The organism is Nocardia sp. Tas62D01 (assembly GCF_055232035.1).
In genome coordinates this window covers 4,689,783-4,714,361 of sequence record NZ_JBUYUZ010000001.1, presented here as the reverse complement: position 1 = coordinate 4,714,361, position 24,579 = coordinate 4,689,783, and the positions used below count along the sequence as shown (strand labels likewise).

The window sequence follows — 24,579 nt, the reverse complement described above, 5'->3', positions numbered from 1 at the left end:
GATCGGCGCGACATTCTTATCTAGCGCTTTCGAGCCGGGCCACCGCGTTGTCGGTGAGCCACCGCACCTCATCCTCGCTCATCGCAGTTGCCGCGTATCCGACGCTGAGGTCGAGGCCACCGAGCCGCTGATTGGCGATCACAAACAGTGACGGGCCGAACATGTCGAGCGAAACGGCCCTGGTGACGTCCTCGAGCGCGTAGGCGCCGTAGCTGGTCCGAAGGCGGGACTCGTCTGCCGTGGTAACAGCAAGTCCGTCGATGCGCCGGTTGTTCCGGAGCGTTGGGCGGACTTCGCGCCGATACACTTCCCATTCGGGAAACTTCATGATCGAGGCGGACTCCCGGTCCTTGGCCAGCGCGGCGATCAGCTTGAACGAGGCGTCGCGGGCGGTTGCCCAGAAGCCGTCGGTTATCAGGTTCTTGGTACGCAGGATGTCGACATAGCAACCGTAGGTCTCGTGCGGCAGCGCGATTTCACTGAGGCGACGCAGGTCGACCGTGGTCAACACGGTCATGGCGTCGAGCCTGTACCGCTCGCGTATGGCAAGCAGGAAGGCTGCCGTTACCGCACCGTGAAGCGTCGTTCTGTTGGCTTTGATGGCATCCTCGAGCGTTGCCGTTATGGCGGGCCCGAGGTGACGCGCCAGTACTCGCGATTCTTTCTTCGGATCGGGTGCCGCCTGCTTGGGTAGCCGAATGGCCGGCGTATAGGTGATCTTCTTGCCACTACCCGACTTCTTGCCACGCCAAGACTTCTTGCCACTGCCGGACTTGTTGGGCAGGCCGGCCTCGATCGCCGGGGACAGGGCGGTGTGGAGCGGCGGTTTCAGTTGCGCCATGGCCGGATCGGCGAGGAATTCGAGAAGCTGGCAAGCGAGCATGTTGGCGGACAGGGCGTCGAGCGTCGCGTGATCGGCGCAGATGACGATGTGGTTGAGGTCGGCGTCGGGCGACTGCCGCACCAGCGTTATCCGCAGGCGCGGATGGTTGCCCTTCGGGATCGGTGTGCGGATGTCAGCGGCAAGAACCTTGCGCCAAGCGTCCGGGTCGGTGTCGTCGAGCACCTTCAACGGGATCTCCGTTGTGCCCTCGGTGTCGAACCAGCGCTGGCGATAGGCGAAGGGCGGCACGGGTCGCCAGACAATCTTGCGGTAGCGGATATGAGCGCGAAGGATGGGGTGCTGGGTCTGTAGCCAGGCGAGCGCGCGCTTCACCAGCGCCGGATCGAGGCGGCCGCGCACGTGCAGCACCTGCATGGCGATCAGCCCGCCACGGGCGTGCAAATGGCTGAGCAGTTGTTCCCGTCCGCCCAGCGGGCGCGTTTCACCCAAGCCGTCCTCCCATGTTTTCGAATTCAATTTCAGGTCGCGATGAAATTGGCTACCATGCTGACTGGATAAGGGACTCGAGTGATGAACGATATCGAACAACCGATAATCGAGTATATCTCCGCCATGGTGGCTGAAACCGGGGGAGCGCCGGTCGATCGCGAGACCCTTTTGCTCGAGACCGGCCTGCTGGACTCGATCAGTCTGGTGAAACTGGTGCATTTCCTCGAGGAGCGATTCAAGATCACCATCCCTGACACGGAGATACGGGCGGAACTGTTCGAATCGCCTGCGGACCTGGCAGCCTATGTTTCGCAGCGAGCGGCTCAGCCCGCCTAGAGCTCGCGCAGCCGCGCGCGGAGCACCTTGCCGGCCGGGCTCCGCGGCAGTGCGTCGATGAACGCTATCTCGGCCGGGACCTTCTGAACCGACAACCTTTCGCGCGCATAGCGGATCAACTCATCGGCCGACACATCCGCCCCCTTCACGACAAACGCGATCAGCCGATTGCCGTTGCGCGAGTCTGGGAGACCCGCCACTGCGGCCTCGGCGACGGCGGGCAAGGTCATGAACGTCTCCTCCACCTCGATGGGGTCGATCTTGTAGCCGGATACCTCGATCAGCAGCTTGCTGCGGCCACGGATAAAGATGCGACCTTCTTCATCGAGCGAGGCAAGATCGCCGGTCCTGAACCAGCCCTCATCGAACGCCTGAGCATTGGCCACGGCATCGCCGAGATAGCCCCGCATGAGCGAGGATGACCTCAGTTCCATTTCGCCGACGGATGGGCCGAATTCGGTGTCGAACGGAACGATGCGGACCCTGGCGTCGCCCGCCGGCTTGCCCACCGAGGCCCAGCTCGCGTCGGGATCGCCGGAGTTATTGTGCGAGACCATGCTCGCCTCGGTCGAGCCGTAATCCTGACGAAGTGTGACACCAAGGCGCTCGCGCACCGCTTCGAAGATCGGCCGCTTCAGTGCGACGCCGCCCGAGAAGGCCAGACGCAGCCTGAGATCGAAACTGCCGGTCTGGCCGGCGACGATTTCGTACATTGCCGGAACGGCACCCATGAAGGTGACGCGCTCGCGGACCATGGTGTCGAGCAGCTTCTTGCGCGAAAGCGCCAGCGGCAGGGGATCGCTCCAGTAGAGCGTCGTTGCACCGCCGGCGACGGCTTCCGTAGCGCCCAGTATGAAGCCCAACGAGAAGTTGCACGGCAGAATGTCGAGGACGATATCGTCGGGCTGAAGGTCCCAGGCTGTGCTGGCTCGTTCACCATCAGCGATGAGCTCGGCGTGGGTGTGCGGCACCACCTTGGGCAACCCGGTCGAGCCGGACGAGAAGAGGTAGAGCGCCGTTGTGTCGCCTGGCAGTTTCGGCAGCTGGGCGGTTGCACTTCCTTCGGGCAGGGTACTCGTCAGGAACAAGGGAATGCCGGGGGCTGCATCTGTGATCAGCATCTCGGCAGCAGCGGCAAGGCCGGGAGTTGAGATGACGGCCTCGGGTCCGGCCTTTTGCGCGAGCGTGGCAAGTTCGGATCGCGTGGCCGTCTCGCCCAGCGGCATCGCGATGGCGCCGATGGCGAAGAGCGCGTGGGCAGTTACGAAAAGATCGGGTGAGTTTGGAATCAGCAAGGCAACGGGATCGCCGCTCTCGATACCGCGTTCAATAAAGCTGGCGGCGAGTCGGCCGATCCGCTCGACCAAAGCGGCGTAGGGCGTAAATGCTTCGCCCTGCCGCAATCCGCTGGTGATCGGTGCCCGCGCTGTCAGCGCGAGCAGATTGTCGTAGATCATCTCTACTCCGCAGGGTCCGCCCCCTCTGCCCGTAAGGATAGGAGTGGGATGCGGCATCTACAAGGCGTCAGCGATCACGCCTGCAGGTCAGGCGGAGAACGCCGGTATCGAACGTCAAAGCTTCTGTCCGACGACGACCTAACCACCGTCACCGCTGAACAGGTCCGTGACCTGGTGGTACGCCTGCACCGGCTGGGACATCACCGGGACGGCGATCCCGAGATCCTGATCGTGTTCGACGCCGGCACCGGATCTGGTCAACCGTGACTTCACCGCGCAGCCCCGAACCGGCTCTGGGTGGCCGACGCGACCCGGATCCCGACCGGTGAAGGCGTGTTCTGGCCGGCCGCGGTCAGGGATGCGTTCTCCAACCGGATCGTGGGCTGGAAGTGCTCGGACCGCTGCGATACCGAGCTGATGCTCGGGGCGCTGGAGTATGCGGTGTGGGCGCGGGATGTGCGTGATGGGCAGCTGGTCCATCGTTCCGACCGCGGCTCGACCTACACTGCAATACGATTCGCAAATCGGTTGGCCGACAACGGGATTGCCCAGTCTATGGGGTCGGTCAGAGATAGCTACGACAATGCGCTCACGGAGAATTTCTTCTCCACGTTGAAGACCGAGCTGGTGTACCGGAGTTCTTGGCGCACAAGGGAAGACGCGGAGAACGCGCTGTTCGCCTACATCGACGGCTGGTACAACACCCAGCGCATCCAGAAGAAGCTGGATTGGCGATCACCGGACGAGTTCGAAGCCAGTGTCAACGGGTTTCAGCCGGAACCAGATAATCCGCTCTCCGGCCAAGCGGGGGAACCTCAACCACGCATGGAGCCTGACAATCAGCAAACAGGACGCGTGGGGAAATGCCCAGTGGCGAGCCCACCGGCTCGAAGAGACCTACCACCGGTTGTGCGTCGACACTGAGAACTCACTGCCGGACGCGTTGAGTTACCGATGTACTCGCGAAATCACGTGTCACCTGCTGTTCAGTCGGATGAGGGATTGAGCTCGATCAATGCCGACCGCCCTGGCTGCACAGATAGTGCAACCAGGGCGGTCGGCAGGGTATTCGACCAGCTCAGCGAGCTTTAGATGCCCAGGCCCTTGGCCAGCGTCGGCCAGGAGTTGTGCAGCTCGTCGTTCCAATAGCCCCACGAGTGGGTGCCCGAGGACCGGAAGTTGAAGGTCGCCGGGATGCCGAGCTGGTTCAGCTTGGTCTGCAGGTTGTGTGTGCAGTAGTTGGTGCCCGCCTCGATCGCACCGCCGATGAGGATCTGGTTGGCCAGACCGCCCGCGCCGGGCAGTGCGTACTGACCGTTGAGGGTGTCGTACTGGCCAGGCAGGCCGTTGCCGCTGGAGATGTACAGATCGAGACCGCGCAGACCATCGGCATGCACGTACGGGTCGTTGGCCGCCCAATCCGGCGAGCCCACCGGGCCCCACATGTTGTCGGTGTTGCCACCGCCCCAGGTCTCCACGGTCAGCTTCACGAACTGCGCACCGACCGGGTCACTGGTCTGGGCGCAGCCGCTGTAGGCGGCGGCGGCCTTGTACAGTCCCGGCTTGGCGATCGGCAGCGCAAGCACGGTGGTGCCCGAAGTGGACAGGCCCGCAATGGCATTCACGCCATTGGTGCCGAGCGCGCCATCGACCAGCGGCGGCAGCTCCTCGGTGAAGAAGGTCTTCCACTTGTTGCGGCCAAGCGCAGGGTCGTCCTTGATCCAGTCGGTGTAGTAGCTCCACTTGCCACCGATGGCCTGGATGACATTGACGTTCTTATCGGAAAGGAACTTCAGCGCATCCGTCTTGGCGACCCACGACGCGTCGTCCTCGCCGCCACCGGCGCCGTTGAGCAGGTACAGCGTCGGCCGCGGTACCGAGGCGTCGGCCGGGCGCTGCACGTCGACCGGGAAGGTCTTGTCCATCGCGGCCGAGTACACGTACAGCCGCAGGCTGCGCGAGTCCCTGTATTCCGCCTTGGTGATGCGCGAGCCGTCCGACGAGGTCGGGTTGGCCAGCAGCGACTTCGAGTCGATGATCGGGTCAGCTGTGGCCGAGGATGCGCCGAATCCGGACATAACGCCCGCGAGAACTGCGGTTGCCGCGATCATCGCGGCGGCCCGCGTGCCGCGGCGCCGGAACTGTCGACGGATCAATTTCACACCTTCACTTCGTATCGGGATTACGGACAGGCTTCCTCTGGTCGCCGGGCATCCGCGCTGCGGCACCACGCCGACCATACGGCCTATGTAGTCGTGACAACAGAGGGCATCGTTACCACAATGTTGCCCCATCATGCCTGAACTGACCGAAGATGATCATCTTCGCCCCCGGCTCGGCGCATCGCGTCGTCACCTACCGAGCAACTGCTGGCCGTGCTCGGCCAGCCCGCCCAGCGCCCGGATCCAGTGCTCGGCGAAGGTCTTCACCTCGTCGGCGCCGAATACGTCGGCGGCATAGTCGAAGCGGACGAGCAGGCCCTCGGCGGTCGCGTCGGCCGCGATGTCCAGCAGCAGGTCGCCGACCGGTGCGTCGGTGTGCACCCTGGCCGGGCGCAGATCGCGATACCGGAGCGCGAACCGGCCCCGTGGCAGAGCCCGCAGTCGGTTGGCGGTGTCGGCGTTGAGATAGCGCAATACGCCGTAGCCGACCCCGCGCGCGGGCACCGACCGGCACAGTTCCCGGATCTGCCCGATCGCGACGCCCGCCGCCGGCCCACCGATCAGCGCGTCCGCCACGTCCACCCGGTCCAGGCGCAGCGGGAGCGGATAGTCGGTAGTAAACCCGCCCACGATGGTGTCGGTGAGAGTCAACGATCGGGCGTCGGCGGCCAGCCGCGCTACTGGACCGATGGTGCGGGTGACGGTTTCGCTCGCGGCGGTGATCAGGGTGAGGGCCACCGCAGTCAGCAGGACCTCGTCGACACCGGCCTGATAGGCCGCGGCCGCGGCGGCAACGGCCGCGGTGCCCTCGGTGGTGATCGTCAGCGAAACCCTCCGCCGCACCCGTGGACTGGCGCCGCCAACGGGATTGAGGGTGGCGGGTACCGCGCTCAAGGTGTCCTGCCACCACGACATTTCATCGATGGCGACCAAACCCTCGGCGCGCCGCGACAGCGCGCGGAGCAGCGCGCGCAGACCCGACTCCGGCACGGCCGGGGTGGCGTGCCTGCCACTCGACCAGGCCGCGGCCAGCTTGTCGACGATGGTGCGCCAGGAGCCGTCATCCACCACCAACCCATTGGCCACGACCACCAGCATCGCCGTCGCCTGCCCGCGCACCAGGACGAACCGAATATTGCGACCCAGTGCGGGATCCAATTCGGTGGCGACCTCGCGCACCACGTCGTCCAGCGGCGGGGCGGTCTGCGCGCCTGCCCGATCCAGCCGCAGGAAGGCTTCGTCGAACCGCTCGGAGGCGGCGGGGATCTCGAATACCGGTACGTCGGTAGCGGAGTCTTTGCGCAGCCGTGCCCACAGCATCGGGTGTTGTTGGAGCACGGTGTCGACGGCCGACTGAATGGCCTCGGGCGGGCAGTTCACGGGGACATCGATGACGATGGCCCGGACTTCGACGCGGATTTCCAACAGCCGCATGGCATTCGGGGTCAGCGACAGGGGGCCGGAGATGTCGTCGATATTGTCCGGGATCGGTGCGGTCGGGTTGGCCTGCGGCGCGAACGCCACTTCCGGCGCTGGCCTCACCTCCGAGGCTGCCCTAGCTCTCGACGCCGCCTCGGCTTCCAGCGCGGCCGTGGCGTCCCGCGCGGCTTCGGCTTCCAGGGCGGTCCGAGCTTCCAGCGCAGCCGCGGCCTCAGCCAACAGCGCAGCCTTGGCTTCCAGCTCAGCCTCAGCCTCAGCTTCCAGCGCAGCCTCAGCTTCCAGCGAAGCCTCGGCGTCCAATGCGGCCTTGGCGTCCCGCGCGGCTTCGGCTTCCAGGGCGGCTCGAGCTTCCAGCGCGGCCGCGGCCTCAGCCAACGGCGCAGCCTTGGCTTCTAGCTCAGCCTCAGCTTCCAAGGCAGCCTCGGCGTCCAGCGCAGCTCGACTTTCCCGGGCCGCCTCGGCTTCGAGCGCTACTCGGGCTTGCGGTGCAGCCTCGGCTTCGAGCGCAGCTCGACTTTCCCGCGCAGCCTCGGCGTCCAGCGCAGCTTGGGCTTCCCGGGCCTCGGCTTCCAGCGCAGCTCGGGCTTGCAGCGCAGCCTCGGCGTCCAGCGCAGCTTGGGCTTCCAGCCTGGCCGCGATCTTCAGTGCGGCCGCCACTTCCGGCGCGGTGGTGATATTCGGCACGGCGGGCGCCCCCCATGCGACGGGCGCCTCCGGAGGTGTGTCGAGGTCCGACGCTGCCGAGATCTCCGGCGTCGCTGGAGTTTCCGGCGTCTCCAGGAATCCTGATGTCGTTGCGTCCGCTGGCGCGGACCGCACGACCGTGTGGGTGCTGTCCGGGTCGAGCAGCTCGATGAGTCGCGGGCCGATTTCGGCGAGGGCCTCGGGGGAGGTCATTTGCTCGTGGGTTGCCGTTATCGGGTGATCGACAATCACGCCGACGACGTAGGGCTGCCATGCCGTGGACTCGTAGTCGTGGCCGATGGCGGTGAAGTAGTCGAGTCTGCCGTGGAAGACGCTGTGCCGGTGAGCGACCGCGAGTTCCACGGAGCGGATCGCGGCGCGGTAGATCCGGCGCAGCCGCTCGGGGGTCAGCACCGCCAGCTCCGGTGGGATGGCGGCGTGCAGCGCGGCCAGTGCGGCGTCGTCGAGATCCAGGACGCCCTCGCCGCCGCCGAACGCGTCGATGCCGAGCTCGGCGAACGCGGCCCGAATCTCCGCCCGGAAATCGACGATATCGCCGCCGCTGCGGCCGTCGAGCAACGCGAGCAACGCAACCTCGGCGCCCTCGGACTGCAACTGCGCCGCCACCGCATGCGCGAGCGCGCCGCCGAGGGACCAGCCGAGCAGGTTGTACGGGCCTTCCGGTTGCACAGCGCGGATTTCCGCGACGTAGCGGCGCACCATCGCGTCGAACGAATCCGGCAGGTAGTCCGGCTCGGACAGCGCGGGCGACTGCACACCGAACAGTGGTCGATCGACGGGTATGTAGGGCGCGAGACCGCTGTAGCACCAGGACAATCCGGCCATCGGGTGGATGCAGAACAGCGGTTGTCCGGCACCTGCCGCGCGGATCGGCAGCAGTACTTTCAAAGCGGCGTCGGCGCTCGGCTCGGCGCCGCTCACCTCGGTTTCGATGCCATCGGCGCCGATTCGGCGAGCCAGGGCCGCGACGGTGGAGTCGGTGAAGAACCACTGCACCCGCACCGCGGCGCCGGTCTCCGTGCGCAACCGGCTCACCGCGCGCGTCGCCACCAGCGAACTGCCGCCGAGCGCGAAGAAGTCATCGTCCGCGCCGACCCGCTCGATACCGAGCACCTCGGCGAACACCTCGGCAACAACATTTTCCAGCGGATTCGACGGCGCCAGGTATTGCCGCGGCGCGCGTTCGGGCTCGGGCAGCGCCTTACGGTCGAGCTTTCCAACCGGGGTCAGCGGCACCTCGTCGAGCACAACGATCGCGGCAGGCACCATGTGCGGCGGCAGGCTGCACGCTGCGTAATCGGCGAGAGCGTCGGGATCGATGGTTCGGCCCGGCGCAAGCACAACGTATGCGGCAAGAATCTTTTCGCCCGTGGCGGTGTCGCGCCCGAGGGCGACCGCGAACTCGACATCGTGATGGCCGGCCAGCACCGCGTCGATCTCGCCGAGTTCGATGCGGAAGCCGCGGATCTTCACCTGGAAGTCCGAGCGGCCGACCCAGTCGAGCTTCCAATCCACCTCGGGTACCGCGGCATTGCCCGCTCGCTCGCCCGGCTCGGCATACCAGCGCACCACATCCCCGGTGCGATACATCCGCGCGCCGGGGCCGCCCCATGGATCGGCAACGAACCGATCCGCCGTCAGCCCCGGACGGTTGTGATAACCCCGCCCCAGCGCGGCACCCGCCAGATACAGCTCACCGGCAACGCCGGGCGGCACCGGACGCAACCGTGAATCCAATACCAGCAACGACATTCCGGAGACCGGCGTGCCGATCGTGATGCGCCGCCGCGGATTCAGATCGCCATAGGAAGCCGCGATCGTCGCCTCGGTCGGCCCGTAGGCGTTGACATACCGGCGCCCTGGCTGCCACTTGGCGACCAAATCCGGCGTGGTCACATCGCCACCGACGCAAAGCAATTCGAGCTCGGACACCCCCGCAGGGTCGACCGTGCCAAGCACCGCGGGAGTAAAGATCGCGTGCGTCACCCGTTCGGTGCGCAGCAGCACGGCCAACTCGGCCCCGCCGAGGATCGTCGCCGCCGCGATCACCAGCGTCGCGCCATTGCCGAAGGCGCACAACCACTCCAGCATCGAGGGGTCGAAGCTGGGCGAGCACAGATGCAGGAAACGATGCTGCGGGGTGACCGCGAATACCTTGGTCGAATAGTCGAGCAGATCGGCCAGACCGGCGTGGGTGACGATGACGCCCTTGGGCACACCCGTCGAACCCGAGGTGTAGATCACGTACGCCGGATGCTGCGCCCGCAGCGGCGCGACGCGATCGCGGTCGGTGACCGGGTCGGCCGAATACGCCGAAACCACTGCCTCCGTTCCGGGATCGTCGAGCACCAGCCAACCGCGACCGGGCAGCTCATCGATATAGGCGGCGGCGGTGACGCCGACGATCGCGCCGGAATCAGTCACCATGTGCCGGATCCGGTCCTCAGGATAGGTCGGGTCGATCGGCACGTGGGCGCCACCGGCCTTGGCGACGGCCCAGACCATGGCGACCATCGCGAGCGAGCGTGGGAATGCCAGTGCGACCAGGCTTTCGGGGCCGACGCCGCGATCGATCAGTACCCGCGCCAGTCGTGAGGAGTGCTCGTCGAGTTCGCGGTAGCTGATCGAGCTGCCCTCGTAGCGAACGGCGATGGCCTCCGGGTTGTTCCGGACGGTGCGGGTGAGCAGGTCCGGCAGCAGACCTGTCGATGACACCTGCTCACGGCGCTGCTCGGTCAGCAGTGTGTGTTCGGACGTGTCGAGCAACGGCAGGTCGCCGACTGGAGTATCCGGCCGGGTCGCGACCGCGGCGAGCAGCCGGGTGAACCGGCCGGCGAATACCCGCACCGTGGCATCGTCGAAAAGGTCACGCGCGAAGCTGAATTCGCCGCGCATGCCGACACCGTCGACGGATTCGCCCGCGGCCCAGATGGTCAGCGACAGGTCGTAGGACGCGATGGCGATATCGAAGTCGACGGTGCCGACCCGCAGCCCGGGCAGTTCGAAACTGCTGTCGGGCAGGTTCAGGAACGACAGCGCCACCTGGAACAACGGGTGCCGAGCAGTCGAGCGCTGCGGGTTGAGCAGTTCGACCAGCCGCTCGAACGGCAGGTCGGCGTGCGCGAAGGCCTGCAGGTCGGTTTCCTTCGTCCGCGCGAGCAGGTCGGTGAAGGTGAGCTCGCCAGGCACCTGCGTACGCAGGACCAGGGTGTTGACGAACATGCCGATCATGTCGTCGAGTTCGGCCTCACCGCGGCCCGCCACCGCGGTGCCGATGGCAATGTCGTCGGTGCCCGACATCCTGGCCAGGAATACCGCCAGCGCGGCGTGCACGACCATGAACATGGTTGCGTGGTGTTCACGTGCCAGCCGGACCAATCCGGCGTACACCTGCGCGTCGACCACGAAATCGGTCGTGCCGCCCGCGAAGGACTGCACCGCGGGACGGGGCCGATCGGCGGGCAGGTTCAGCTCGTCGGGCAGGCCCGCGAGCGTGGCGCGCCAATATCCGGCCTGCGCCGAGATCAGGCTTTCCGCATCGGATTCCGCGCCGAGCAGCTCCCGCTGCCAGATGCTGTAGTCCGCGTATTGCACCGGCAGCGGCCCCCATGCGGGCAGCTCACCGTCCATGCGGGCGGAGTAGGCGAGCATCACGTCGCGCACCAGCGGACCCATCGACCAGCCGTCGGCGCCGATGTGATGGGCCACGAAGACCAGGACGTACTCGCTGTCGGCGAGCTGGAACAGCTTGGTGCGGAAGGAGATTCCCGCGCCGACGTCGAACCCTGCGGTGACGATCTGCTGAACGTATTGCCCCACCGCGTCTTCCGCGATCGCCAGCGGCGCCAGATCGACGCGCACCTCGTGCGGCGCCAACACCTGCTGCACCGGGCCGTCGGGGGTCTGCGGATAGATCGTGCGCAGCACCTCGTGTCGGGCGACCATGTCCCCGACCGCCAGCCGCAGCGCATCGATATCGAGCTCACCGGACAGCCGGATCGCCACCGGGATGTTGTAGGCCGCCGAGGTGGTGTCGAACTGGTTGAGGAACCACATCCGAAGTTGCGCAAGCGACAGGGGGATCCGCTCGGGGCGCGGCCGGACCACCAATGCCGGACGGCCACCCGCGCCGACGCTCTGCTCGACCTTGGCCGCCAATCCCGCGACGGTCGACGCCTCGAACAGCGTGCGCACCAGCACCCGGGCGTCCAGCGCCGCGCCGACCCGCGCCGCGGCCTGCGTCGCAAGCAGCGAGTTGCCGCCGAGCGCGAAGAAGTCGTCGTCCGCGCCGACCCGCTCGACGCCGAGCACGTCGGCGAAGACACCCGCGACGATCTCCTCGATCGGCGTCGATGCCGCACGGAAGAGCCGGGTCTCGAACTCCGGTTCCGGCAACGACTTCCGATCCAGCTTGCCGTTCGGTGTCAACGGCAGCGCGTCCAGCACCACGTAGGCGCTGGGCACCATGTACGAGGGCAGCACCGTCGACAGCTTCGACTTCACCGCGGCCACGTCTACGCCCGCGCCGAGATCCGCCGGGACGAGGTAGGCCACCAGCCGGTCGCCGAGGCGCGGATCGGACTGCGCGAGCACGGCGGTCTGCGCGATCTGCGGCAGCGCTAGTGCCGCGGCCTCGATCTCGCCGAGCTCGATGCGGAATCCGCGGATCTTCACCTGGAAGTCGATTCGGCCCCGATACTCCAACTCGCCCAGAGGATTCCACGCCACCAGGTCACCGGTGCGGTACATGCGGGAGGCGTACTCGAAGGGATCGGCCACGAACCGATCCGCGGTCAGGTCCGGCCGACCAAAGTAGCCGCGCGCCAATTGCGCACCCGCCAAATACAACTCACCCGACACACCAACCGGAACGAGTCGCAGCCGCGCATCCAGCACGTAGACACGGCTGTTCCACTCCGGCGCACCGATCGATACCGACATCGCATCGGCCTCGGTGACCCGGTGGCTGGTGATCGACACCGCCGCCTCGGTGGGCCCGAAGAGATTGAACAGCTCGGCGGAACTGTTGTGCCGCAACCGCTGTGCGGTCGCCGCGGGCAGTGCCTCACCGATGGCAAGCACCCGGCGTAACGAGTCCGGCAGCTGACCGGTCAGCAATGCGTCCAGCATCGAAGGCACCACATGCAGGGTCGTCACCGACTCGCGCGCCATCAGCTCGTTCAGATAGGCCGGATCCCGGTGGCCATCCGGCGCGGCGATCACCAACCGGCCGCCGCACACGGCCGCCGACCAGAACTCCCATACCGACAGATCGAAGGTCGCCGCCGTCTTGAGCAGCACTACGTCGTCGGGCCCGAGGCCGAATGCGTCCCTCTTCCAGAGCAACTGGTTCACGATCGCGCCGTGCGAGACCGCGACGCCCTTCGGCTGACCGGTCGAACCCGACGTGAAGATCACATACGCGGTGTTCGCGGCGGACGCACGGCTCTCACCCACCGGAGCATCCGAGTACTCCGACAGGTCGAGTTCATCGATCGCCACGGAATCGACTGCGGCAGCGGCGAATCCATCACGACCGGTCGTCAACACACACACCGGAGCAGCGGTCCCGAGGATGTACTCGACACGCTCAGCAGGCTGATCCGGATCAACCGGCACATATGCCGCACCCGACTTCGCCACCGCGTACATCGCGATCACCAAATCCACCGACCGGGCAATCGCCAACGCCACTCGATCCTCCGGGCCCACACCACGCCCGATCAGATACCGCGCCAAACGATTCACCCGCGCATCGAGCCCGGCGTAGGTCAATTCGCCGTGGCCGACAACCAACGCCACCGCATCCGGCATCGCCGCCACCGTCGCATCCAGCAACGACACCAACGTCGCCGAACCGGTGCCCCGCCCGGCGGACACGACATCGCGCGCGGTGTCGTTCCACCCGCGCAGAATCCGCGCGCTCTCTTCCGCCGCCAGCAGGTCGATCTCGCCGACCGGCACCCCGGCATCGGCGATCACGGCGTCCAGCACCCTGATGAACCGCTCCGCGAATCCGCGCACCGTCGCCTCGTCGAACAGGTCGATGGCATAGGCGAATTCGGCGATGATCTCGGCGGGCGTGCCGTCCTCGGTATACCGATCGTTCAAGGAAATGTGCAGATCGGTCTTGGCCAGCTGCAGGTCGAATTCCACCCCGGCGACCGACAACCCGGGCAACTCGAAGGTGGTCTCGGCCAGGTTCTGGAAGGAAAGGCCCACCTGGAACAGCGGATTGCGCGAGGTGGAACGCATCGGGTTCAGCGCCTCGACGATCCGCTCGAACGGCACGTCGGCGTTCGCGAACGCCTCCAGGTCCCGTTCCCGCACGTCGACGAGCAGATCCGAGAAGCGCTCCCCTGCCGCCACACTCGTGCGGAACACCAGGGTGTTGACGAACATGCCGATCAGATCGTCTAGTTCGCGTTCGCCACGACCCGCGATCGGCGTACCGACCGCAATGTCATCGCTGCCCGACAACCGGGCCAGCAGTACCGCCACTGCCGTGTGCACCACCATGAACAGCGACGCGTGATTGGCACGCGCCAGCTCGTGCAGCCGCGCATGCCGGTCCGGGGAGATCGCGAAACGAACCGCCTTGCCCTGGAACGACTGGGCGGGCGGGCGCGGTCGATCCGTCGGCAGCTCGAGCTCATCCGGCAGTCCGGCGAGCGCCCCCTGCCAGTACGAGATCTGCTTGGCTGCAATGGATTCCGGATCGTTCTCGTCGCCGAGTACGGCGCGTTCCCACAGCGCGTAGTCGGCATACTGCACCGGCAGCGGAACCCATTGCGGCGCACGCCCGGCCACCCGTGCGACGTAGGCCACCATCAGATCGCGTGCCAGCGGCCCCATCGAGGCGCCGTCGGCGGCCACATGGTGCACCACGAACGACACCACGTGCTCGTCCGGGGCCAGTCGCAACAGCGTCATCGCGAGCGGCACCTCGACGGTCACATCGAAGGTGGTCAGCGCGAAGTCGATGAGCCTGGGCACCAGGTCCGCTTCCTCCACCTCCAACGGCAGCAGCGCGAACGGGGTCTCCGGCACCGGGTGAATCACCTGATGCGGACGATCGCCGGAGCTCGGATAGGTGGTGCGCAGTACCTCGTGCCGGTTGAGTACGTCACCGATCGCGGCGCCGAGCGCGACCACATCCAATTCGCCCGACAACCGCACCGCGAGCGGGATGTTGTCCACCGCCGAGGTGGTCGTGTCGAACTGGTTGAGGAACCAATACCGTTGCTGCGCCAGCGAAAGCGGAATCCGCGCGGGCCGTTCACCCGCCACCAGCCGCGGCCTGCTGCGACCGGAGCCCGCGTTGCGCTCGACCACCTCGGCCAGCGCGCCGACCGTCGGCGCTTCGAACAGATCCCGGACCGCGAGCCGGGTGTCCAGCGCGGCCTCCAGACGCGCGCTCACCTGGGTGGCGAGCAGCGAATTGCCGCCGAGTTCGAAGAAGTCGTCGTCCAAGCCGATCCGCGTGACGCCGAGCACGTCAACGAAGGTGCCCGCGACGATCTCCTCGAACGGTGTCGACGGCGCGCGAAACACCTTCGCCTCCAACACCGGCGCGGGCAAGGCATTCCGGTCCAGCTTGCCCATCGGCGTCAGCGGAACCTCGTCGAGCACGGTGATGGCCGTCGGCACCATGTGGGCGGGCAGACTCCGCTCGGCCAGCGCCGCCAATGCCGCGGTGTCCACGGATATCCCGTTGGCGGCATGCACGTAGGAGGCCAGGATCGTGGCTCCGCTGTCGAGTTGGTGGCCGACGGTGAGAGCGAGATCGACGCCGGGGTGCGAGGCCAGCACCGTATCGATCTCGCCGAGCTCGATACGGAAGCCGCGGATCTTCACCTGAGAGTCATTGCGGCCCACGTACTCGAGCTCGCCCGTTACCGTCCAGCGCACCAGGTCGCCGGTGCGGTAGAGCCTGCCGCTGCTCGGATCGAACGGATTCGCCACGAAGCGGGCGGCGGTGAGCGCCGGTTGGCCGTGGTAGCCGCGGGCCAGTTGGGCTCCGGCGACATACAGCTCGCCGACCACCCGGTCGGGCACCGGCGTCAGCCGATCGTTGAGCACGTATGCGGCGATCCCACGGATCGGCGCGCCGATGGTCACCGGCGCGCCCGGCGCCAGCGCCGCACTGATATTGGTCGCGACGGTGGCCTCGGTGGGACCGTAGGCGTCGAAGAACTCCCGGAACCGGCCGTCCGCGATCGGCACCACCCACCGCCGCACCAGTTCCGGCGGGCACACGTCACCACCGACGATGACCACGCCCAGATCGTCCAGCTCCACCGGATCCACCGATGCCAGCGCCGCCGGGGTGACGAACGCGTGCGTCACCGCTTCCCGGCGCAGCACCGTGGCGAGTTCCGTGCCGCCGTACACGGTCGGAGCCACTACCACCATGGTCGCGGCGCCGCCGAGGGCGAGCAGCAACTCCAGCACCGACGCGTCGAACGACGGCGACGCGAAATGCAGGGTGCGCGAGTTACGCGTCACGCGATAGCGCGCCCGTTGCTCGTCACAGAAGCGCGCCAACCCGGCCTGGGTGACGACCACGCCCTTGGGCTTTCCGGTGGATCCGGAGGTGTAGATGACATAGGCCGGATGTTCGGCGTAGAGCGGACGCACACGATCGAGATAGGTGATCAGTTCCGCCGGATACTTCTCCAGCAACTGTGTGCAGTCCGGAGTGTCGATGACCAGCCATTGGGCCAGGTCGGGCAGACCGTGGCGGGCCGAGGCGACGGTCAGGCCGAAGCTCACCCCGGAGTCGGCGATCATGTGCGCGACCCGATCCGCCGGATAGTTCGGATCCACCGGAACGAACCCGGCACCGGTCTTGGCCACCGCCCACACCGCGAGCACCGAATGCACCGACCGTGGCATGGCGACCGCCACCAGGTCTTCGGGACCGACGCCACCCTCGATGAGCAAACGCGCCAGCCGGGTCGACCGCTCGTCGAGTTCGGCGTAACTCAGCGCGACGGACCTACTGGTCGCGTCTGCGAAAACAACAGCTACCCCGGCCGGATTCGCCTCGACAGCGGCCGCGATCAGCTGCGGCAGGGTGGTGGTGCGTGCCCGTCCAATCCTGGTGGGGCGCATGCGAGCCGTGCGCGTCATGCGTACACCGCTGCCCATACCTCGTGCCGACGTTGTCCGACCACGCGAAACATGAAGCAGCTCACCTTACCTATTAACCCGAACGTGCTCCCCCCACAGCGTCCTACGCAAGAGCATCGCAGGGGCGCACGACAATCGTTACCGAGTGCACTCCGCGGTAGCTCGCGGCGGACACGGCACCGCTGCCGCGGGGACCGCCTACATTATGGGGTCGCGCGGCAAAATTGTGGCCGACTACCCGAGCAGATCGGGCAGGGCGAGGATCTCGACGCCATTTCCGCTGGCCTGCGCCGCGCGACCTGCACCGTCATCGAGCACCACCACCTGCAGTTCTGCCGAATCGATCGGGTCGACGGTGGCGAGACCGACGGCGTCGGTGAACAGATGCGTCACCCATTCGTCGGCCAGCACGGCCGGCAGCTCGGCCTCCCCGATTTCGGGTGCGATCACCACCGAGGCGCCGGTCGCGCCCGCGGCGACCACCTCGAGCACAGTGGCCAGCGTGTCCGGGCTGCCGTGCTGGAAGGTGCGGGATTCGAAGGTGAGCCCGGTGCGGACGGCGAGCCGATCGGCCACGGCCGCCAATTCGTCGTAGGTCAGCGTGCCGCCCGTCGCGGCGAGCACGAACGCCGGATCATCGCCACGCAGGGTTCGGGGCCGGCTCGCATAGGTCACCGGCTTGGCCGATTGGAGGCCGATTTCGGCGGCCACGGCGGGGTCGTCGAGCAGCAGCCAATCGGTGCCCGCGGTCGGCGATGCGCCGCGCGTGACCTCGCCGGCCGCACTGATGCCCACCTTGATGGCCGGCTCACCCGGCAGTGGCGAGTCCAGCGCCCGCACCAAAACCAGTGCGGCGCCCGCCTTCAGCACCGCCCAGATGGTGGTCACCGCATCGAGACCGCGATCGAGTCGAACGCCGACTCCGGCGCCGGGGCCGCAGCCGTGCCCGATCAGCACCCGGGCCAGTCGTGAGGAACGGGCGTCGAGGTCCTCGTAGGTCACCTCGGCTTCGCCGGACACCACCGCGGGTCCGGCCGGATCGGTTTCCACCGCGACGGCGAACAATTGGGCAGGCGCGATCCGCGCGGTCGACGCCGAATTCTCGGTGCTCGTCGCGACTGTCGCATCCCGTCCGGCAAGGACGCGATCGCGTTCCTTGGCGTCGAGGATGTCGATATCGCCGACACACACCTGCGGATCGGCGGCGACGGCGGCCAGGATGCGTTCGAAGCGGCGCGCGAATGTCTGCACCGTCGCGTCGTCGAAAATGTCGGTCGCATAGGCGAATACCGCGACCATGTCGGGCGAACCATCGGCGCGATGCCGCGGCTCGACGATCACCTGCAGGTCGAACTTCGCGGTGACCGCACCGCCGTCGAGTCCGGTGACCGAAAGCCCGGGCAATTCCAGGGTCGGCGCCTGGGCATCCTCGAAGGACAGCGCCACCTGGAACAGCGGATGGTGCGCGGCGGTGCGCGCGACGACCGTCTCCTCCACCACGCGCTCGAACGGAATGTCCGCGTTGGCGAATGCCGAAAGGTCAGTCTCCCTGGCCTGATCCACCAGTGCGGCGAAGCTGGTCCCGGCGTGCACTGCGGTGCGCAGCGTGAGCGAATTGACGAACATGCCGACCAGATCGTCGAGTGCACGCTCACCGCGCCCGGCGTAGGGCGTGCCGACCGTGATATCGGAGCTGCCGGACAACCGCGCCAGCAGCGCGGCCAACGCCGCGTGCACGACCATGAATAGCGTCGAATGGTGTTCCCGCGCAATGCGAACGAGACCCTCGTGCACCTCGGCGGGCACGCTGATCCCGGTCGATGCGCCACGCATGGACGGCACCTGCGGCCGCGGCCGATCCAGCGGAAGGTCCAGCGGGCCGGATAATCCGGCGAGTTGTGCGCGCCAGTACGCCAATTGCCGTGCGGCGACGGAGTTCTCGTCATCATCGGCGCCGATGACCTGGCGCTGCCAGATCGCGAAGTCCGCGTACTGCACCTCCAGCGGCCGCCAACCGGGCGAAGTGCCGTGGATGCGTGCGAGATACGCGGTCACCAGGTCACGGGACAGCGGCGCCATCGAGGCGCCATCAGCGGTGATGTGATGCACCACCAAGACCAGCAGATGCACCTCGGTGGCGCCTGGTCGGCGCAACGCAGCGGTGACATCGAGCAGCAGCGCCCGCACCGGAACCTGTGCTGTCACATCGAATCCGCGCGACATCATCTCGGTAAGACGCGCGACGGGGTCGGCGGTGATCTCGACCTGGAGGCCACTGGGCAGCATCTGGTCGACCGACAGGATCTCCTGATACGGCAGTCCACCGGGGCCGTCCGTCGGGTAGCGGGTGCGCAGCGATTCATGCCGCTCCAGCACGTCGGCGACGGCATACCGCAGCGCGGAGACATCCAGTGCGCCGGTCAGCCGGATCGCCATCGGGATGTTATAGGCGAGCGAATCCGGATCGAGCCGGTTCAGCACCCACATCCGTTGCTGGGCCAGCGACAGCGGCACCTGATCGGGCCGGACGGCGCGCTCCAGCGGCGGACGGGCGCCGACGCCGGCACCGGGCACGATCCGCGCCGCGAGCGCAGCAACGGTGCTGGCCTCGAACAACTCTCGCACTACCACATTCGCGTGCAGCGCCTCGTTGATTCGGGCGATGGCCTTGGTGGCGAGCAGCGAGTTGCCGCCGAGCACGAAGAAGTCGTCGTCGCGGCCCACCTCGGCGACGCCGAGCAGTCCGGCGAATACCTCGGCGACGGCCTGTTCGATCGGCGAGCCCGGGGCGCGGAAGGTGGCGTCGCTGACGAATTCCGGTGCGGGCAGTGCTTTTCGGTCGAGCTTGCCATTGGGGGTGAGCGGCAGTGCGTCGATGATCACGACCGCGTCGGGAACCATGTAGCCGGTGAGGAATTCGGCGACCCGGGTGCGAAGGTCGATCGGATCCAGCTGCGCCGCATCGGCATCCGTCGAAGCGGCGGGCACCACATAGCCGATCAGTCGATCGCCGGTGTGCTCGTCGGAGCGGACCAGCACGGCGGCCTGGCTCACCCCGGCGCAGCGCAACAGCGCGGATTCGATCTCGCCGAGCTCGATCCGGAACCCGCGCAGCTGCACCTGCTGATCGCCGCGGCCCGCGTACTCCAGGCCGGCCTCGCCGCCGAAACCGACCCAGCGGCCGACATCGCCGCTGCGATACATCCGAGATCCCGGCGCGCCGAACGGATTTGCCACGAAGCGGGTCGCGGCCAGCCCCGGCCTGCCGAGATAGCCACGCGACAGCTGGGCGCCCGCGACGTATATCTCCCCGGCCACCCCGACCGGAGCCGGATGCAGTCGGTTGTCGAGCACGTATGCGTCCAGCCCGGGCAGGGCCCGGCCGATCACACTCGCCGTATTGTCGACCAGCCGGTCGTCGAGCGACAGGAACGACACGTGCACCGTGGTTTCGGTGATGCCGTACATGTTCACCAGCCACGGCTCGTTCATCGCGTGCCGCTCGTACCAGGGTTTCAGCTGGCGCAGATCCAATGCCTCGCCGCCGAACACCACGTACCGCAGCGCCAACTTGCCCTGATCGGCGGCATGCGACGCCCGATCCGCCTCGGCCAGCTGATAGAACGCCGAGGGTGTCTGGTTGAGCACCGTCACGCGTTCGCGAATCAGCAACTCGCGGAACTGTTCCGGCGAACGTGAGGTGAGATGGTCGACCACCACCACGGAGCCGCCATTGGCCAGCGCACACCACAGCTCCCACACCGAGAAGTCGAAAGCGGAGGAGTGGAATAGCGTCCACACATCGGTCTCGTCGAACTCGAACAGCAGCTGGGTGTTGGCGAACAGCTCCAGCACATTGCGGTGCGCGACGCCGACGCCCTTGGGCGTGCCGGTCGAGCCCGAGGTGTAGATGACGTAGGCCAGATTGTCCGGGCGCAGCGCCGCGATCCGATCGACATTCTTGACCGTGGCGTCACTGAAGTCGACGGTATCCTCCAGCAGCACAACGGGAATAGCGCCGGAGGGCACGGCTTCCCGTTCGTTCACGGTGGTGAGCACACACACCGGCGCCGCGTCCGTGAGCATGAACTCCAGCCGCTGCGCCGGATAGGCGGTGTCGATGGGCAGGTACCCGGCGCCGGACATCAACACACCGAGCAGGGCGACGGGCAGGTCCTCGGTTCGCGGGACGGCAACGGCCACCAGCGATTCCGGCCCGGCGCCTCGGGCGATCAAGGCGCGCGCCACCCGGCTGGCTCGGCGGTGCAACTCGGCGAAGGTCAGGGCGGTATCACCGAAGCGCACCGCGAGGGCGTTGGGCCGCTGCTTCACCTGCGTCGCGACGAGGTCGACCAGCGTCACTTCGGGCACCCGCACGCCGGGTGTATTCCATTCGTGCAGTACGAGTTCGCGCTCCCCCGGCGCGAACACATCGATATCGCCCACCACCACAGCGGAATCGGCGGCCACCGCGGCCAGGATTTGACGGAAGCGATCGGCGAAGTCCCGCACGGTCGCCGCGTCGAACAGGTCGGTCGCATAGATGAATTGGGCCGAAATGCCTTGGGCGGCACCATCCGGATCAATATCCTCGACCACTTCGAGCTGCAGGTCGAACTTCGCCAGCGGTATCGCCATATCCGTGCCCGTGACGGTGAGACCGGGAAGTTCCAGCTCGGTCGGTGCCAGATTCTGAAAGGTCAGCATTACCTGGAACAGCGGATGCCGCGCCGTCGAACGGACCGGATCGAGTAGCTCGACCAGTCGCTCGAACGGCACATCCGCATTACCGAAGGCGTTCACGTCGATCCGGCGCACCTCGCGAAGCAGCTGATCGAAGGTGCTGCCCGGGTCGATATCGGTCCGCAGCACCAGGGTATTGACGAACATGCCGACCAGGTCGTCGATTGCGGCCTCGCCGCGGCCGGCGATCGGGGTGCCGATCGCGATGTCCCTGGTACCGGACAGTCGCGCCAGCAGTACCGCCAGTGCGGCGTGCACCACCATGAATAGCGTCGAATTGTGTTGTTGCGCAATGCCGCGCAGCGCCTCGTGCACCTGCACGTCGATACCGAAGCCGATGGCGGCGCCGCTGTTGGTGGCAACGACCGGACGCGGCCGGTCCACCGGCAGCTCCAATTGCCCGGGGAGCGCTGCCAATTCGTCCCGCCAGTAAGCGATCTGCTCGGCCAGCACCGAATTCGCGTCGTCCTCGCTGCCGAGGGCCGCGCGCTGCCAGATCGTGTAATCGGCGTACTGCACCGGCAGCGGGGACCAGTCCGGCTCCGCACCGCGGGATCGATTCGCGTACGCGGACATCAAGTCCCGGGTCAGCGGGCCGATCGAGAAGCCGTCGCCCGCGATGTGGTGGACCACGCACACCAGCACATGCTCGGATTCGCTCAGCTGGAACAGCCGCAGCCGCACCGGCGGCGCCGCGGTCACGTCGAATCCGCCGACCATGGTTTCGGTGACGAATCGCGGCAGATCGATCTCGGCCGCGGCCTGCACCGTGAGATCCGCAACCGCCCCGGCATCTTCGACGGGCAGCACGACCTGGAAGCCCTCGCCGTCGACATCCGGATAGATCGTGCGCAGCGACTCGTGCCGCGCCACCACATCGCGCACCGCGTCCCGCAGCGCGTCGATATCGAGCCGACCGGACAGCCCCACCGCGACCGGAATGTTGTTGACCGCGCTGGCCGGATCGAACCGGTTCAGGAACCACATCCGTTGCTGCGCATACGACAGCGGAATCCGGTCGGGCCGCGCCACGGTACCCAGCGCGGGCCCGGCGGCCGCGTCAGTCAGCCGCTCTACCCGCGCGGCCAGCGCCACAACCGTGGACGCCTCGAAGAGCAACTGCACCGGCACCCGCACCTCGAGTGCGTTGCCGATGCGGGCTGTGGCCTGCACCGCAAGCAGTGAATTGCCGCCCAGCTCGAAGAAGTCGTCGTCCGCGCCGACCCCTTCGTCCTCCGGTTCGTCGGCGACCAGCAGCACCTGGAAGACGTCGGCGACAATCCGCTGCACCGGTGTGGACGGTGCGCGGAACTGCCGGGTCGCGAACACCGGTTCGGGCAACGCCGCGCGGTCGAGCTTGCCGACCGGGGTCAGCGGAATGTCGTCGAGCACCATGATCGCCGTGGGAACCATGTACGCGGGCAACGATTTTCCGACGAAGGCCGCGAGTCGGCCGGTATCGACGGTGCGGCCCGGGTGCGGCAGCACGTAGGCGACCAGTGCCATCACCCCCGACGGCAGCGTGGTGCCGAGGGTCGCGGCGAAGTCGATATCGGGGTGGGCGGTCAGCGCGGTGTCGATCTCACCGAGTTCGACGCGCAGGCCGCGGATCTTCACCTGGAAATCGGAGCGGCCCAAATATTCGAAGACGCCATCGGATTCGCGCCGCCGGACCAGGTCGCCGGTGCGGTAGAGCCGGGCGCCCTCGGTGCCGGTGCCCGTGCCGAACGGATTGGCCACGAAACGTTCCGCGGTCGAACCCGCCCGTCCGAGATAGCCCTGTGCCAGCGCCACTCCGGACACGTACAGCTCGCCGAGCACACCGGCGGGCACCGGCCGCATGCGCGAATCCAGGACAAACGCGCCGACCCCCGGGATGGTCGAACCGATGGTGACGGGCTCGCCGGGCCGCATCGGTTCGGTGGTGGTGACCATGACGGTGGCCTCGGTCGGGCCGTAGGCGTTGTAGAGCTCGCGGTCGGCGGTGGCCCAGCGCCCGACGAGCTCGGGATTGACCCGGTCCCCGCCCAATACGACAACCCGCAGCTCATCCAGATCGGTGGCCTCGACCGACTCCAGCGCGCCCGGGGTGATCAACAGGTGGGTGATCCGTTCCCTGCGCACCAGCTCGGCCAGCTCGGCGCCGCCGAACACCTGTGGCGGCACGATCACCAGCGTGGCGCCCGAGTAGAACGTGAACAACATCTCCATCAGCGAGAAATCGAAACTCGGGGAGCTCAGCTGCGTCACCCGGGACTCGCCCGTCACCCCATAGCGCTCGCACTGCGCGGTGACCATGCCGACCAGACCGGTGTGGGTGACCACGACACCCTTCGGCAGCCCGGTCGACCCAGAAGTATAGATGGCATAGGCCGGATGCGTTTCGACGAGCGGCCGGACGCGATCGGTATAGGAAATCGGATACTCCGGCCGGGCGGCGAACCGTTCGGTGACCACCGGATCGTCGAGTTCGATCCAGTAGACCAAGGTCCCGAGGCCCGCGCGATGCGCACGGGTGGTCAAACCGAAAACAGCACCCGAATCGGACAGGATGTGCGCGATCCGGTCCGCCGGATACGCCGGATCGACCGGCACGTACGCGGCGCCGGTCTTCGCGACGGCCCACACCGCGAGCACCGACTCCACCGAACGGGTGATCGCGATCGCCACCAGATCGCCAGGTCCGGCGCCGCGATCGATCAACTCGCGTGCCAGCCGCGAGGACGCCTCGTCCAGCTCGCGGTAGGTGAGCTCCCGCTGATCGGCGGGCGCACCCGTCGGATTGAACCGGATCGCCACCGAATCCGCCGCGGACTCGACCGCGGCGGTCAGCAGCTGCCCGAAAAGCGGTGCCCCCGACCGGCGACGACGGCTACCACGAACAGAACGCCGAGCAGTATCCATTCGAGTGCATTCACCTCTCGCGTCAAGCTGGGCCGCGCGGCCGAACTATCTCCAAACCCCCGCCCCCGAGGTGTCTATCGGGGCCGATACGCCCGTGCAACGAGACAAGTGTAGGCGGCCGACGGCGACCGCCCGAGTTGTGTCTGCACATCTGTTCGGGGTATGTCGGATGTTGCAAAGCCTTGCAGCGTCCATCACCTCCATCGAGTGTGCGCACGCGGTGTTACGCCCCAGTAAGGTGCATTCTCACCCGGGGCCGATTTCGAGGGGGTTACTTTGGCAGATAATCCGACTAGCCGATGATTCAGATTTCCCGAATTATCGGCGCGCTGGTCAGCACCTTTCCGATCGGATCGAGCGCGCA

6 protein-coding genes and 2 pseudogenes are annotated in these 24,579 nt (G+C 67.1%); 2 read left to right on the top strand and 6 right to left on the bottom strand.

The window, feature by feature from the left end; translation table 11 throughout:
* Positions 1-16: 16 nt before the first annotated feature.
* Positions 17-1,432, bottom strand: coding sequence for a hypothetical protein (locus tag ACV7NQ_RS22255; protein WP_463361419.1), 1,416 nt, complete (start codon positions 1,430-1,432; stop codon positions 17-19).
* Between ACV7NQ_RS22255 and ACV7NQ_RS22250 the strand changes: the two genes are divergently transcribed.
* Complete coding sequence (locus tag ACV7NQ_RS22250) at positions 1,415-1,669, top strand: acyl carrier protein (protein WP_463361418.1); 255 nt, start codon at positions 1,415-1,417, stop codon at positions 1,667-1,669. The two genes, ACV7NQ_RS22255 and ACV7NQ_RS22250, sit on opposite strands and share 18 nt — an antisense overlap.
* On the opposite strand, the gene ACV7NQ_RS22245 is transcribed toward ACV7NQ_RS22250, so the two are convergent.
* Positions 1,666-3,126, bottom strand: coding sequence for a class I adenylate-forming enzyme family protein (locus tag ACV7NQ_RS22245; protein ID WP_463361417.1), 1,461 nt, complete (start codon positions 3,124-3,126; stop codon positions 1,666-1,668). The genes ACV7NQ_RS22250 and ACV7NQ_RS22245 overlap by 4 nt on opposite strands.
* 138 nt (positions 3,127-3,264) lie before the next feature.
* Positions 3,265-3,387, bottom strand: a complete 123-nt coding sequence (locus tag ACV7NQ_RS22240; RefSeq protein WP_463361416.1) for a hypothetical protein — start codon at positions 3,385-3,387, stop codon at positions 3,265-3,267.
* Positions 3,388-3,411: 24 nt separating this feature from the next.
* Here ACV7NQ_RS22240 and ACV7NQ_RS22235 point away from each other — a divergent pair.
* Positions 3,412-4,050, top strand: a pseudogene (locus tag ACV7NQ_RS22235) (IS3 family transposase); the annotation flags it as partial.
* A 164-nt stretch (positions 4,051-4,214) separates the two neighbouring features.
* On the opposite strand, the gene ACV7NQ_RS22230 reads toward ACV7NQ_RS22235, so the two are convergent.
* The 3 genes and pseudogenes from ACV7NQ_RS22230 to ACV7NQ_RS22220 form a co-directional block, all read right to left on the bottom strand.
* Entirely contained in the window at positions 4,215-5,237 is a 1,023-nt protein-coding gene (locus ACV7NQ_RS22230) for an alpha/beta hydrolase (RefSeq protein ID WP_463365770.1), read from the bottom strand.
* 240 nt (positions 5,238-5,477) lie between these two features.
* Positions 5,478-16,520, bottom strand: a pseudogene (locus tag ACV7NQ_RS22225) (amino acid adenylation domain-containing protein); the annotation flags it as partial.
* Between the two features lie 282 nt (positions 16,521-16,802).
* Positions 16,803-24,146, bottom strand: coding sequence for an amino acid adenylation domain-containing protein (locus ACV7NQ_RS22220; RefSeq protein ID WP_463365769.1), 7,344 nt, complete (start codon positions 24,144-24,146; stop codon positions 16,803-16,805).
* Positions 24,147-24,579: the final 433 nt, after the last annotated feature.

Bases quoted from the DNA above. Each gene is read 5' to 3' on its own strand.
- ACV7NQ_RS22250 (WP_463361418.1), top strand. From the start codon at position 1,415: ATGAACGATATCGAACAACCGATAATCGAGTATATCTCCGCCATGGTG.
- ACV7NQ_RS22230 (WP_463365770.1), bottom strand. From the start codon at position 5,237: ATGATCGCGGCAACCGCAGTTCTCGCGGGCGTTATGTCCGGATTCGGC.
- ACV7NQ_RS22245 (WP_463361417.1), bottom strand. From the start codon at position 3,126: ATGATCTACGACAATCTGCTCGCGCTGACAGCGCGGGCACCGATCACC.